Source organism: Streptomyces sp. NPDC058375, assembly GCF_042723425.1.
Classification (GTDB): domain Bacteria; phylum Actinomycetota; class Actinomycetes; order Streptomycetales; family Streptomycetaceae; genus Streptomyces; species Streptomyces durocortorensis.
Genome location: NZ_JBHXJG010000200.1, coordinates 1 through 13,795, shown reverse-complemented (window position 1 = coordinate 13,795; position 13,795 = coordinate 1). Strand labels below are relative to the sequence as shown.

Annotated in this window: 11 protein-coding genes; 8 read left to right on the top strand and 3 right to left on the bottom strand. The window is 70.1% G+C overall.

Annotated features, from left to right (window positions below; translation table 11 throughout):
• Positions 1–31: 31 nt before the first annotated feature.
• From gltX to ACFWM7_RS26175, 3 genes are all read right to left on the bottom strand, one after another.
• Entirely contained in the window at positions 32–1,546 is a 1,515-nt protein-coding gene (gene gltX, locus ACFWM7_RS26185; RefSeq protein ID WP_383264727.1) for a glutamate--tRNA ligase, read from the bottom strand.
• A complete protein-coding gene (locus ACFWM7_RS26180; RefSeq protein ID WP_383264724.1) occupies positions 1,539–2,324 on the bottom strand; it encodes a fumarylacetoacetate hydrolase family protein in 786 nt (261 codons plus the stop codon). The genes gltX and ACFWM7_RS26180 overlap by 8 nt, the downstream gene beginning before the upstream one ends.
• A gap of 258 nt (positions 2,325–2,582) precedes the next feature.
• Entirely contained in the window at positions 2,583–2,765 is a 183-nt protein-coding gene (locus ACFWM7_RS26175; RefSeq protein WP_200720839.1) for a hypothetical protein, read from the bottom strand.
• Positions 2,766–3,348: 583 nt separating this feature from the next.
• On the opposite strand from ACFWM7_RS26175, the gene ACFWM7_RS26170 reads away from it, so the two are divergent.
• From ACFWM7_RS26170 to ACFWM7_RS26135, 8 genes are all read left to right on the top strand, one after another.
• A complete protein-coding gene (locus ACFWM7_RS26170; protein ID WP_383264721.1) occupies positions 3,349–7,140 on the top strand; it encodes a nitrate- and nitrite sensing domain-containing protein in 3,792 nt (1,263 codons plus the stop codon).
• 9 nt (positions 7,141–7,149) lie between these two features.
• Positions 7,150–7,563 carry a roadblock/LC7 domain-containing protein gene (locus tag ACFWM7_RS26165; protein WP_006127850.1) on the top strand — a complete coding sequence of 138 codons (414 nt, stop codon included), beginning with the start codon at positions 7,150–7,152 and terminating at the stop codon, positions 7,561–7,563.
• 135 nt (positions 7,564–7,698) lie between these two features.
• Entirely contained in the window at positions 7,699–8,106 is a 408-nt protein-coding gene (locus ACFWM7_RS26160; protein ID WP_003966010.1) for a DUF742 domain-containing protein, read from the top strand.
• The gene (locus ACFWM7_RS26155) at positions 8,087–8,668 is read left to right on the top strand and encodes an ATP/GTP-binding protein (RefSeq protein ID WP_003966011.1); all 582 of its coding nucleotides are present in this window, start codon (positions 8,087–8,089) and stop codon (positions 8,666–8,668) included. The genes ACFWM7_RS26160 and ACFWM7_RS26155 overlap by 20 nt, the downstream gene beginning before the upstream one ends.
• Positions 8,669–9,030: 362 nt before the next feature.
• Positions 9,031–12,285, top strand: coding sequence for a nitrate- and nitrite sensing domain-containing protein (locus tag ACFWM7_RS26150; protein ID WP_383264718.1), 3,255 nt, complete (start codon positions 9,031–9,033; stop codon positions 12,283–12,285).
• Between the two features lie 10 nt (positions 12,286–12,295).
• Positions 12,296–12,709, top strand: coding sequence for a roadblock/LC7 domain-containing protein (locus ACFWM7_RS26145; protein WP_006127847.1), 414 nt, complete (start codon positions 12,296–12,298; stop codon positions 12,707–12,709).
• Positions 12,710–12,799: 90 nt separating this feature from the next.
• A complete protein-coding gene (locus ACFWM7_RS26140) occupies positions 12,800–13,447 on the top strand; it encodes a DUF742 domain-containing protein (protein ID WP_383264716.1) in 648 nt (215 codons plus the stop codon).
• A partial coding sequence (locus ACFWM7_RS26135) for an ATP/GTP-binding protein (RefSeq protein WP_365095728.1) occupies positions 13,428–13,795 on the top strand: 368 nt, incomplete at its 3' end. The genes ACFWM7_RS26140 and ACFWM7_RS26135, both read left to right, overlap by 20 nt.

Genomic DNA, 13,795 nt, shown 5'->3' with positions numbered 1-13,795 from the left:
GCTGCGGCCCTCCTCGGGGGTGTGCTGTCGCCTACGCGGTCAGCTTGGCCAGCACCGCGTCCACGCGGGCCAGGCTCTTGTCGCGGCCCAGGATCTCCAGGGACTCGAAGAGCGGCAGGCCGACCGTGCGGCCGGTGACGGCGACGCGGACCGGGGCCTGGGCCTTGCCGAGCTTGAGGCCGTGGGCCTCGCCGGCGGTGAGGACGGCGTTCTTCAGCGACTCCGGGTCGCTCCAGTCGGCCGCCTCCAGGTTGGCGCGGGCGGTGGTGAGCAGGGCCACCGGGTCGCCCTTCATCGCCTTGGTCCAGGACGCCTCGTCCTCCACCGGCTCGTCGAGGAAGAGGAAGTCGACGTTGTCGGTGATGTCGGAGAGGACCGTGACCCGGGTCTGGGCGTACGGGGCGATCCGCGTCCACTTCTCCGCGTCGAAGGACTCGGGGGCCCAAGGCGCGAAGGGGGCCTTCAGCCAGGGGCCGCACGCCTCGGTGAACGCCTTCACGTCCAGCATGCGGATGTGCTCGGCGTTGATGTGCTCGCACTTCTTGAGGTCGAAGCGGGCCGGGTTGGCGTTGACGTCCTTGATGTCGAACGCGGCGATCAGCTCGTCCATCGAGAAGATGTCGCGGTCCTCGGCGATCGACCAGCCGAGCAGCGAGAGGTAGTTCAGCAGCCCCTCGGGGAGGAAGCCACGCTCCCGGTAGAGGTTGAGCGAGGCCTGCGGGTCGCGCTTGGAGAGCTTCTTGTTGCCCTCGCCCATGACGTACGGCAGGTGGCCGAAGGCGGGGGTGTCCTTGGCGATGCCCAGCTCGATGAGCGCCCGGTACAGGGCGATCTGGCGCGGGGTGGAGGAGAGCAGGTCCTCACCGCGCAGGACGTGGGTGATCTCCATCAGCGCGTCGTCGACCGGGTTGACCAGCGTGTAGAGCGGGGCTCCGTTTGCGCGGACGATGCCGTAGTCGGGGACGTTCTCCGGCTGGACGGTGATGTCGCCGCGGACCAGGTCGGTGAAGGTGATGGCCTCGTCGGGCATCCGGAAGCGGACGATCGAGCTGCGGCCCTCGGCCTCGTACGCGGCGATCTGCTCTGCGGTGAGGTCGCGGCAGTGGCCGTCGTAACCGGACGGCTTCCCGGCCGCGCGGGCGGCGTCGCGGCGGGTGTCCAGCTCCTCGGTGGTGCAGTAGCAGGGGTAGGCGTACCCGGCGGCGAGGAGCTTCTCGGCGACGTCCTTGTACAGGTCCATCCGCTGCGACTGGCGGTAGGGCGCGTGCGGGCCGCCGATCTCGGGGCCCTCGTCCCAGTCCAGGCCCAGCCAGCGCATCGAGTCGAGCAGCTGCTGGTAGGACTCCTCGGAGTCGCGCGCCGCGTCGGTGTCCTCGATCCGGAAGACCAGGGTGCCCTGGTGGTGCCGGGCGAAGGCCCAGTTGAACAGGGCCGTCCGGACCAGGCCCACGTGGGGGTTGCCGGTCGGGGAGGGACAGAACCGGACGCGAGGGGGAGCCCCCTGGTCGAGCGGAGCCGAGAGCTTGGGGGAGGGTGCGTTAGCCACGCTTGATCACCTTGTTGGTGAGAGTGCCGATGCCTTCGATGGTGACGGCGACCTCGTCGCCGACGTGCAGGGGTCCGACCCCTGCGGGGGTGCCCGTGAGGATCACGTCGCCCGGGAGCAGCGTCATGGCCTCCGTGATGTGGACGATCAGGTCCTCGACGGAGCGGACCATGTCGCTGGTGCGGCCGAGCTGTCGCTGCTCGCCGTTGACCGTAGCCTGGATGGTGAGGTCGTGGGGGTCCACGTCGGTCTCCACCCAGGGGCCCAGCGGGCAGGAGGTGTCGAAGCCCTTGGCGCGGGCCCACTGCTTCTCGCGCTTCTGCACATCGCGGGCGGTGACGTCGTTGGCGCAGGTGTAGCCGAAGACGACGTCCTTGACGCGCTCGCGGGGGACCTCGCGGCACATGCGGCCGATGACCACGGCCAGCTCGGCCTCGTGGTGCAGCTCTTCGGAGAAGGAGGGGTACTCGATCGCGTCGCCGGAGCCGATCACCGAGGTGGTGGGCTTGAAGAAGGTGATCGGCGCTTCGGGGACCTCGTGGCCGAGTTCGGCGGCGTGCTCCGCGTAGTTGCGGCCGATGGCCACGACCTTGTTGGGGAGCACGGGGGGCAGCAGCCGGACCTTGTTCAGCGGGACCTTGGTGCCCGAGAGCTCGAAGTCGGCGTACGGAATGCCCTTGATGATGTCGAGGACGAGGTCACCGGATTCCACGGTGCCCTGCCCCTCGACGGCGCCGAAGGCGACATTGCCGTCGATGGAGAACCTGGCGATGCGCACGGGATGCTGTCGCCCCTCACTTGCTGGCTGGCTGAAGACTGACGCTCCAGGCTAGCGCCTCGCCCGGCGCGGATCGCCCCGAAAGGAGCGTCGTCCAGTGCGTGCGATCGCAAGGCGGCCGAAGGCCCTTGTAGCGGAGCTACCAGGGCGTTTGGCCAACGCCGCGAGCGTGCGTGCTGGGCGGCGCGACGGGGCGATCCGGGCCGGGCGAGGCGCTGGCGCCGTGAGGGGGCACAGCCTCGCGCATTGCCCGGTGACCTACTGGGCGACCGCGACCGGGGCTTCCATGAGGATGGTGCGGCGCGGGTTGGCCGTGACGTTCGGCAGGTCGGCGGCGTGCTCCGGCGTCAGCGGCGTCTGCAGCGCTTCGGCGTCCTTGAGGTGCGCCAGCGTGGTGCGCCGGGGGTTGGCAATGTTGCGGAACATCGTCGTCGTCTTCATCTGCCGTCAGGACCCTGTCGGTGAGGGCGTCGCTCGTCGCGGCGCCGGCTTGTCGGATTCGCCATCCCTGTAAAGCGTCAGGCTAAACATCCGATTCCCCGCCGGAGCCGGGATGAGGCGACGATCATCATGTGAGTTTGCTCACGAACTAATCGACATTTGACCCAATACGGGCAGACCGCCGTGGTCCAGAAAACGGACATTGCATTACCGAATCCACCATTCCGCTCCTGATCATCGCAGCTAGGACACCCCCCGCCCCTAGGTAACTGCTCCTGAATAGTCCGCTTTACCCACGATCACTCTCCACTGCTTGTTACTCGTTCATCACAACGTGTCACGCAGGTCACAGCCCGGTACATGGGCCTTGTTGGAGATCCTGCACTGTGCTGGAATTCCACGCACCGCCGCGGGTTTCAGGCCGGCGCGCAGGGGCGCAACGCAGCGCCGAGTGGCGGCGGGAGGGGGAAGTACGCCGGTCACTCATACGACCACCATGGGGCGCGTCCAGCGCCCCACGACGCCGACACCGTCTCTGTCCGCACACGCGGGCGGGACGCCTGGTCCAGAGGTTGCGACGCTAGTGCAGGGACGTTTCAAGAGGGATGGCAGCGCTCCGGCGGAACAGGAGCCGCGCGGCGGGACCGACCGCGGTTCCTCGCCCCAGCACGCCCAGAGCCCCGGGCCGGCCGCTGCCGGTGACAACAGCGACCGTGCGCAGCGCCCGGGCTCCACGACGAGCACCGGCGCGGAGCCGAACACGCCCGCACAGCCGCGTGGCCCGGTCGACACGGGCTCGCGAATAGCGCTCCGTAACTGGCGCATCAGTACGCGACTGGTCTCGCTCCTCGCCCTCCCGGTGGTCGCCGCGACCAGCCTCGGCGGTCTGCGGATCCAGGAGTCGATGACCGACATGCAGCAGCTGGAGCACATGCAGCTGCTGACGAAGATGACCAAGCAGGCGACCTCGCTCGCCCAGGCGCTCCAGGTGGAGCGCGACCAGTCGGCCGGTCCGCTGTCGAACAAGTCCAAGCCCACCGACTACAAGGTCACCGGGCCCCGGGACAAGACCGACCGGGCCAAGAACGCCTTCCTCGACGAGACCGACTCGATCGGTGACTCCGAGGGCGACGACTCGCTGGAGAGCATCCACGCGAGCATCTCGTCGATCGCCTCCCAGCTCGGCACCATCCGTACGATCCGCAAGACGGCGTACGAAGAGGGCGCGCCGAGTCTCAACACGGTCGACCAGTACAGCCAGTTGATCACCTCGCTGCTGAGCCTCTCGCAGGACATGGCGCAGGCGACCAGCAACCCGGACATGATCAAGCGGACCCGGGCCCTGGCGGCGTTCTCCTCCGCCAAGGAGTACGCCTCGGTCCAGCGCGCGATCATCGCCGCGGCGCTGCCCGGCGGTTCGGTCAAGGAACCGCACCTGAACCAGAACGACCGGCAGTTCGGCTCCAACGCGCTCGCCAAGGAGTCCCGCGCCCTCACCTCGTTCAAGCAGATCTACGCGACGACCGGGCAGAGCGCCGAAGAGCTCATGGCGCCCCTGGACAACGGCAACCCGGAGATCAACGCCGGGAACATGTACGCCAAGCGGATCCTGGACACCACGAACGGGATCGAGGGCAAGCAGGTCCGGTCGTACCTGGACTGGTACGACCAGAGCACCATCAAGATCAAGGCCATGGAGACGATCGAGGCCACCCTCCTCAGCGACATGGAGGCCAAGGCCCGCGAACTGCGCCAGGCCTCCCAGCGCGACGCGATCATCAACGGTGCGGTCATCTTCATCGTGCTCGGCGTCTCGCTCGTCGGCGCCTTCGTGGTGGCCCGCTCCATGATCCGCTCGCTGCGCCGCCTCCAGGACACCGCCACCCGGGTCGCCCAGGACCGGCTGCCCGAACTCGTCAAGCAGCTCTCCGAGACCGACCCGCAGGACGTCGACACCTCCGTCGAGTCGGTCGGCGTGCACTCCCGGGACGAGATCGGCCAGGTGGCCGCGGCCTTCGACGACGTGCACCGCGAGGCCGTCCGCCTCGCCGCCGAGCAGGCCCTCCTCCGGGGCAACGTCAACGCGATGTTCACCAACCTCTCGCGCCGCTCGCAGGGCCTCATCCAGCGCCAGCTCTCGCTCATCTCCGAGCTGGAGTCGCGCGAGGCCGACCCGGACCAGCTGTCCTCGCTCTTCAAGCTCGACCACCTCGCGACCCGTATGCGCCGTAACGGCGAGAACCTCCTCGTCCTCGCGGGCGAGGAGCCGGGCCGTCGGTGGACCCGCCCCGTCCCGCTGGTCGACGTGCTCCGTGCCGCCGCCTCCGAGGTGGAGCAGTACGAGCGCATCGAACTCTCCGCGGTGCCCGCCACCGAGGTCGCCGGACGCGTCGTCAACGACCTCGTGCACCTGCTCGCCGAGCTGCTGGAGAACGCGACGTCGTTCTCCTCGCCGCAGACGAAGGTCAAGGTCACCGGTCACGCGCTGCCCGACGGGCGGGTGCTCGTCGAGATCCACGACACCGGCATCGGCCTCTCCCCCGAGGACCTCGCCGCGATCAACGAGCGGCTCGCGCAGCCGCCGACGGTGGACGTCTCCGTCTCCCGCCGCATGGGTCTGTTCGTGGTCGGCCGGCTGTCGCTGCGTCACGGCATCCGGATCCAGCTGCGCCCCTCCGACTCCGGCGGTACGACCGCGCTGGTCATGCTGCCCGTCGACGTCGCGCACGGCGGCAAGCAGCCGCCGTCCAAGCAGGGCCCCGGGCAGCAGTCCGGCGCCCCGGGCGGTCTGCTCGCGGGCAACGGGAACGGCGCGGGCAACGGCCAGCGCGCGGGTCTCGGCAGCGGTCCGGGCGGTCCGGGCGCCAAGAGCCTCGGCGGCGGACCGGGCGGTCAGCGCGGCCAGGTCGGCGCGGGCGCCGGCCCCCGGGCGGCACTGCCGGCCCGGGACGGCTCCGCCGGCCGGCCGCAGGGCCCGCAGGGCGGCGGCCAGCCGAACAACGGCGGCCCCGGCCAGGACTTTCCCGGTCAGGGCCAGGCCCCGCAGCGTCAGGGCGGCGGCCTCTCCGGCGCCTTCGGCAACAGCGCCCGGATCGGCGCCCGCGGCCCCCAGGGCGACGCGCCCGGCCGCGGCGACGGGGCGCAGCCCAACCTGTTCGGGCACGGCGCTCCGTCCTCCCCCGGACAGAACGGCCGCCCGGGCCAGTTCGCCCCGCAGAACCAGAACCAGCAGGCCCCGTCCGGCTGGCAGAACCAGCAGGGCCAGCAGAACCCGTCGAACCAGCAGGGCCCCGGGGCGCAGCAGCCCCAGGCCCAGCAGGAGCAGGGCGGCCCCGCCCAGGGCGGTTTCCAGCAGCCCGGCGGCCCCGGCCGTCAGCTGCCGCCGCCCGGTGGACCGCGTGCCGAACTGCCCGGGGGCAACCCGCAGCCGCAGCGTCCGGCGACCACCAGCTGGGGCGCCGACACCCCGCGCGGTCACGAGGAGCACGACGCGACCGGGCAGTTCGCCCGTCCGGCGGGCCCCGGCCAGGACCCGTCGTTCAACGCGCCGCTGAACCAGCGGCCCTCCGACGACCCCCAGGGCCCCGGCGCGACCTCCGAGTTCGCCCGGCCCGACTTCTCGGGCCCGGCGGCTCCCCAGGACCGCTCGTACCAGCAGCAGGCTCCGCAGGGCCAGGACCCGGCGAGCACCGCGCAGTTCGCCCGGCCCGACTTCGGTGTCCCGCACCAGCCCCACCAGGGCCAGGGCCGGCCGGACCAGGGCCAGCAGCTGCCCGCGCCGCGCCGCCGCGGTCCGGAGGGCAACGACTTCGGTGCGCCGCGTCCGTCCGCCTCCCCGGCGGGCGAGACTCCGTACCGTCCGGCGCCCCCCCAGCAGCCGGAGGCCCTGCCGCCGGCCGGCCCCGGGGACGGGCGTACGCCGCTGTACGACACCCTGGAGACGAACTGGTTCCACGGTCCGGGCCAGGGCGGCCAGCAGCCGCCCGCCGAACCGCAGGCGCCGGCCGCTCCGGAGGCAGCCGGTGTGCCGGTCCCGCCCATGCCTCGGCGTGGTGCGGCCGACACCTCGGTCACCAGTTCCTGGCGGGCCTCGCCCAACGACGAACTCGTACGCCAGGCCGAGCGGGTCAAGAAGCCCGCCGCCGGCGGGGTCACCACTTCCGGGCTGCCCCGCCGTGTTCCCCGCGCCAATTTGGTACCGGGGACCGCGCAGCAGCAGAATCACCAGTCCGGACCTCAGGTTTCGCGTGCGCCCGATGACGTGCGCGGTCGTCTGACCAATCTCCGCCGGGGCATCCAGCAGGGTCGGCAGGCCAACAACGGCCAGCAGACCGGCAGTATCCATCTCGGCCCCACTCACCAGCAGGAGCGTTAGTTGAGCCCCATGAGTCAGGCCGCGCAGAATCTGAACTGGCTGATCACCAACTTCGTGGACAACACCCCAGGGGTGTCCCACACGGTGGTGGTCTCCGCGGATGGCCTGCTGCTGGCGATGTCCGAAGGATTCCCGCGCGACCGCGCCGACCAGCTCGCCGCTGTCGCGTCGGGTCTCACCTCGCTGACCGCGGGTGCGTCCCGGATCTTCGAGGGCGGCGCCGTCAGTCAGACGGTTGTGGAGATGGAGCGGGGATTCCTCTTCCTCATGTCCATCTCCGACGGCTCGTCCCTGGCCGTCCTCGCCCACCCGGACGCCGACATCGGTCTGGTCGGGTACGAGATGGCCCTCCTGGTCGACCGCGCCGGCACCGTCCTCACGCCCGACCTCCGCGCCGAGCTCCAAGGCAGTCTGCTCCACTAGGCGGCCATCCAGCGGATTCCCGACACGATCCCCCCAGGTAATGCCCACAACCCTCACCCGACAGGCCGCTTTAGTCCCCTCGCCGGCCCCTTGCAGACGGCAAGCCGAGAACCTGCTGTCACGCCCGGAGGATTCATGACCCCGCCACCCGCCTCACCCGATCCGTACGGCGCACTGCACCACGCGTCGTACGACGGGGAAGGCGACCAGCCGCTGGTTCGTCCTTACGCCATGACCGGCGGCCGGACCCGGCCGCGCTACCAGCTCGCGATAGAGGCTCTGGTCAGCACGACGGCAGACCCCGCGCATCTGGGAACCCTGCTCCCCGAGCACCAGCGGATCTGCCACCTCTGCCGTGAGGTCAAGTCGGTGGCGGAGGTGTCGGCGCTGCTGTCGATGCCGCTCGGCGTCGCCCGGATCCTGGTGGCGGACCTGGCGGAAGCCGGCATGGTGGCCATCCACCAGCCGGGCAACGGAGAGGCCGGCGGCGCGCCGGATGTGACACTGCTCGAAAGGGTGCTCAGTGGACTTCGCAAGCTCTAGCGGCGGTACGGGCCGCGCCACCACCTCGGCGAAGATCGTGGTGGCGGGCGGCTTCGGCGTGGGCAAGACCACGTTCGTCGGGGCCGTGTCGGAGATCAACCCGCTGCGCACCGAGGCCGTCATGACGTCCGCGTCCGCGGGCATCGACGATCTGACCCACACCGGGGACAAGACGACGACCACCGTCGCCATGGACTTCGGCCGCATCACGCTCGACCAGGACCTGATCCTGTACCTGTTCGGTACGCCCGGACAGGACCGCTTCTGGTTCATGTGGGACGACCTGGTCCGCGGCGCCATCGGCGCCGTCGTCCTCGTCGACACCCGCCGCCTCGCCGACTGCTTCCCCGCCGTCGACTACTTCGAGAACAGCGGGCTCCCCTTCGTCATCGCCCTCAACGGCTTCGACGGACACCAGCCCTACACCCCCGACGAGGTGCGCGAAGCGCTCCAGATCGGGCCCGACGCGCCCATCATCACGACGGACGCCCGGCACCGGGCGGACGCCAAGAGCGGCCTGATCACGCTGGTCGAGCACGCTCTGATGGCACGCTTGAAGTAGTTCTTCCACCAGGCGTAAGTCGATTTCGCCATACGGAAGTTGCAGTAGTCACGCGGGGGCGGCCTGTGTCGTTTGACACGATCCGCCCCCGCGTTCATAACGTTTCGACAGAGAATTGACTCCACACCGCCACCCGACGCATCCATTCGGTGCCACTGCGCTCACATGAGCCCCGCCTTTTGACGGGGCTCGCTCTTTATGCCCGTTTTATCTGAGGTCTGGGCCACTCGGAATCAGCGGTTCCGAGTGTTTGGAACGGGGCCGGTCCCCGTGCTGCAATGCGACGAACTCCCCAGTAGTACGGCCCTGAACGAAATAATCCGGCACAACGTAGGTGCCGACGCCGAGAGGTTGTTGGTCGAGTGAGGCGAAGCAACGAGGGCTCCGCGGCGCAGCCCGAGCGGGGCAACTTCACCCCGCCGTCGCGCGCTGCGGCGTCCCCTGCGGATGTGTCCGGCCCGGAGCCCGCCGACGGCGGCAGCACCAGTCGGCTGTCCCCGCGCAACTGGCGGGTGGCCACTCGGCTGAACGCGATCCTCCTGATCCCTGTGCTGGTCGGCCTGGTCATGGGCGGCTTCCAGGTGAAGGGCTCCATCGACACCTGGAGCGAGGCGCAGGAGGCCGAGAAGATCGCGGTCGTCGTGCGCGCCGCGTCCGACTACGGGCAGGCGCTGCTGAACGAGCGGGACCTCACCGCCCAGCCGCTGCTCTCGGGCGACCGTGACGCCGATGTGGTCGAGCAGTCCCGGGCCACCACGGACGAGGCGGCCCGGAAGTTCGACGCGGCGGTGCAGGAGATGCCGTCCAAGCCCGGCCTGGAGCGCCGCCTCAAGCTCTTCAAGGGCGAGGAGCCCAAGCTTCCCGAGCTGCGCAAGGCCGCCTATTCGCAGGCCCTGGACCCGGTGAAGACCGAAGAGGGCTACGTCCAGGTCCAGCACTCGCTGATGGAGTTCTCCAACGAGCTCGGCCTCGGCACCGGCAACATCACCAGCTACGGCCGTACCGTCTACGCGATCGAGCTTTCCAAGGCTGCAGAATCGCTTCAGCGCTCGATCGGCATGCACCTGCTGGTGCGCCCGAGCGAGAAGCCCGCCACCTACGACGCCCAGGTCAAGGCGTTCGGCTCGTACAACTACCTGGAGCAGATCGCGCTCGGCGAGTTCAACTCCGGCGGCACCCAGGCCGACGTCGACCGCCTCAAGCAGGTCATGGCCGGCAAGGCCGCCGAGGGCGCCAAGCAGCTGAAGGCCGCCAAGGAGCAGGCCGAGGCCGCGGGCAAGCCCTTCGTGGCGCCGCCGAGCATCGACGGCTCGGTCTTCGACGGCATGGCCCAGGAGATCGGCAAGGGGCAGGACCCGGCGGAGCTGGCGAAGAAGGGCATCACGCCCGAGACCTGGATGGCCGCGGCGACCGCGAAGTTCGAGGGGTACGCCACCGTCGAGGACGAGCTGGTCACCAAGGCGGTGGACGAGGCGGCGAACATCTCCTCCGACGCCAAGACCGACGCCATCGTCAACGGGCTCATCGTCGTCATCGCGCTGCTGGCCGCGTTCATCCTGGCCGGGCTCATGGCCCGCCAGATGAGCCGCTCGATGCGCCAGCTGCGTACGGCCGCCTTCGGCATCGCCGAGCAGCGTCTGCCCGCCCTCGTCGACCAGCTCTCGCGCACCGACCCGGGCCGGGTCGACACCCGGGTGCAGCCCATCCCGATCACCACGCAGGACGAGATCGGCGAGGTCGCCCGCGCCTTCGACCAGGTGCACCGCGAGGCCGTCCGGCTCGCCGCCGAGCAGGCCATGCTGCGGGGCAACGTCAACGCGATCTTCACCAACCTCTCGCGCCGCAACCAGTCGCTCATCGAGGGCCAGCTGACCCTGATCACCGACCTGGAGAACAACGAGGCCGACCCGGACCAGCTGGAGAGCCTCTTCAAGCTGGACCACCTGGCGACCCGTATGCGCCGCAACGGCGAGAACCTCCTCGTCCTCGCGGGCGAGGAGCCCGGCCGCCGCTGGAACCAGCCGGTTCCGCTGGTGGACGTGTTGCGCGCCGCCTCCTCCGAGGTGGAGTCCTACGAGCGCATCCAGCTGACCGGCGTACCGGAGAGCGAGATCCACGGCCAGGCCGTGACCGACCTCGTGCACCTGCTGGCCGAGCTGCTGGAGAACGCCACCACGTTCTCCTCGCCGCAGACCAAGGTCAAGGTCACCGCGACGCGGCTGCCCGACGGCCGCGTCATGGTCGAGATCCACGACAAGGGCATCGGCCTCACCGCCGAGGACTTCGCCGACATCAACCACAAACTGGCCAACCCGCCGACCGTGGACGCCGCGGTGTCCCAGCGCATGGGCCTGTTCGTGGTCGGCCGACTGGCCGACCGACACGGCATCCGGGTCCAGCTGCGCCCCTCGGGCGAGCAGGCCGGGACCACCTCGCTGGTCATGCTGCCGGACGCCATCACCCACGGTGGCGGCGGCGAACCGGGCGGCGCCCAGGACGACTTCACCGTCTCCTCGATCATCCCCGAGCAGCAGACGGCCTTCGAGCCGGCGCCGCAGCAGCAGGCTCCGATGCGCACGGCGGCGGAGCTCGGCTTCGACGACTCGCGCTACGAGATCGCGGCGGACCCGGGCCAGCTGGACCCGGTCAACCGTTCACTGATGCGCGAGGAGCGCAGGGCGGCCCTGGAGGCCCAGACGGGCGTCAGCGGCCCCTACGGGGACAACTCCCAGGAACAGCAGGGCTACGCACCGGAGTCGTACGCGGGCGACCCGTACGGCGACCAGCAGCAGCCGCAGCAGGGTTACGCCGACGAGCACTACGGCCAGGACCAGTACGGGCAGCAGGCGCAGCAGCAGTACCAGGGGTCGTACGAGCAGCAGCAGTACGGCGCCGAGGACGGCTACGCACAGCAGGACCAGCAGGCGCAGCAGCAGGCGCAGCAGCACCCGCAGGACGGTCACGCGGAGTCGGCATATGCCGTTCCGGAGGGCCGGCAGGGTCAGTTCGCCGACCCGTACGCGGGCTCGGCGGACCAGTCCCACCAGGATGATTGGCCTGTTCAGAGCGGTTTCCGAGACACATATGAGCCGATTGCCCCCGCCGAACCGGAATCTGTTCCGAGCCCGCCCGCGGAGCCTTCGGAGCGCGTAGGCTTCGACCGTCCGGGGCCCACCCCGAACGTCGGCCACGAGCTGACCGAAGCCGGTCTGCCGCGCCGCGGCGGTCAGCAGCACTGGCAGCCCGGCCCCGGCGGCCGCGGCAACGACCAGCCCGCTCCGACTCCGCAGCGGCAGCCGCAGCAGGAGCAGCGGCAGGACCCGCAGACGGACGGGGACGGCACCGACGACTGGCGCTCGACGAACGACGAGCGCTGGGAGCGGGCCGAGAAGCTCCGTGAGCCGAAGGCAGGCGGAATCACCCCCTCCGGTCTCCCCCGGCGCGTACCCAAGGCCAACCTGGTCGAGGGCACGGCGGAGCAGACCCAGCAGGGCGGCCCACAGGTCTCCCGCGCCCCCGAGGACGTCCGCGGCAGGTTGAGCAACCTGCGGCGGGGCATCCAGCGGGGACGCAGCGCGGGGTCGGACACCAGTACCACCTACAACCAGGAGCGTTAGTGTGAGCCCGATGAGCCAGGCGGCGCAGAATCTCAACTGGTTGATCACCAATTTCGTGGACAACACCCCCGGGGTGTCGCACACGGTGGTGGTCTCCGCCGACGGACTCCTGCTGGCGATGTCCGAGGGTTTCCCGCGCGACCGCGCCGACCAGCTGGCGGCCGTCGCCTCCGGTCTGACGTCGCTGACCGCGGGCGCCTCGCGGATCTTCGAGGGCGGCGCCGTGAATCAGACCGTTGTGGAGATGGAGCGGGGATTCCTGTTCATCATGTCCATCTCCGACGGATCCTCGCTCGCCGTTCTGGCCCACCCGGACGCCGACATCGGTCTGGTCGGGTACGAAATGGCCCTTTTGGTGGACCGTGCGGGCAGTGTCCTGACTCCGGACCTCCGCGCCGAACTTCAGGGAAGTCTTCTTAACTAGTAGACAGACAGTGCGTTTCTCGCCACCGCGCCATAAAGTGCGGTGGCGCGGCCCCACTGGGATCGGCGACCGGCAGTCGGAGGAGGAAACGTGGCAGCACCCACAGGCGGGCACTCATACAACGGTGACCAGAGGGTTCCGGGTGAGCGCGGTGACAACCGTTTCGGCTTCCCCGCCGCAGCCGGTGGTCAAGGACCCGGGCAGTATCAGCCATACCAGCAGCCGCAGCACCAGCAGGGTGCTCAGGGCGGCCAGGGGTCCGAGTGGCCCCCGCAGCAGCCGGGGTCGGGGTGGCCGCAGCAACCGCAGCCGCCCCAGCGGTTCGACGCGCCCCAGCAGCCGCGCATTCAGCCGGTGCAGCAGCGGCGGGCTCCCGAGCCCGCCAAGCCCGCCGCGCACAACCCGCTGGTCCGTCCGTACGCCATGACCGGCGGCCGGACCCGACCGCGCTACCAGCTCGCCATCGAGGCGCTGGTCAGCACCACGGCCGATCCGGCCCGGCTGCAAGGGCAGTTGCCCGAGCATCAGCGGATCTGCCGGCTCTGCATCGAGATCAAGTCGGTCGCCGAGATCTCGGCCCTTCTCTCGATCCCCCTCGGCGTTGCCCGGATCCTCGTCGCCGACCTGGCCGAGGCCGGACTCGTCGCTATCCATCAGCCCGGCGGCGACGAGGCCGCCGGCGGCCAGCCAGATGTGACACTGCTCGAAAGGGTGCTCAGTGGACTTCGCAAGCTCTAGCGGCGGAGCGGCCCGCTCCACTACCTCGGCGAAGATCGTGGTGGCAGGGGGCTTCGGCGTGGGTAAGACCACGTTTGTCGGTGCCGTTTCGGAGATCAACCCGCTGCGCACCGAAGCCGTGATGACGTCCGCCTCGGCGGGCATCGACGATCTGACCCACACCGGGGACAAGACCACCACGACGGTGGCCATGGACTTCGGACGTATCACCCTGGACCAGGACCTGATCCTGTACCTGTTCGGTACGCCCGGGCAGGACCGCTTCTGGTTCATGTGGGACGACCTGGTCCGCGGCGCCATCGGCGCCGTCGTCCTCGTCGACACCCGCCGCCTCGCCGACTGCTTCCC

What these genes read in the sequence shown, in the direction of transcription:
- ACFWM7_RS26175 (WP_200720839.1), bottom strand. Translation starts at nt 2,765, where the DNA reads ATGAAGACGACGACGATGTTCCGCAACATTGCCAACCCCCGGCGCACC.
- ACFWM7_RS26165 (WP_006127850.1), top strand. Translation starts at nt 7,150, where the DNA reads ATGAGTCAGGCCGCGCAGAATCTGAACTGGCTGATCACCAACTTCGTG.
- ACFWM7_RS26160 (WP_003966010.1), top strand. Translation starts at nt 7,699, where the DNA reads ATGACCCCGCCACCCGCCTCACCCGATCCGTACGGCGCACTGCACCAC.
- ACFWM7_RS26145 (WP_006127847.1), top strand. Translation starts at nt 12,296, where the DNA reads ATGAGCCAGGCGGCGCAGAATCTCAACTGGTTGATCACCAATTTCGTG.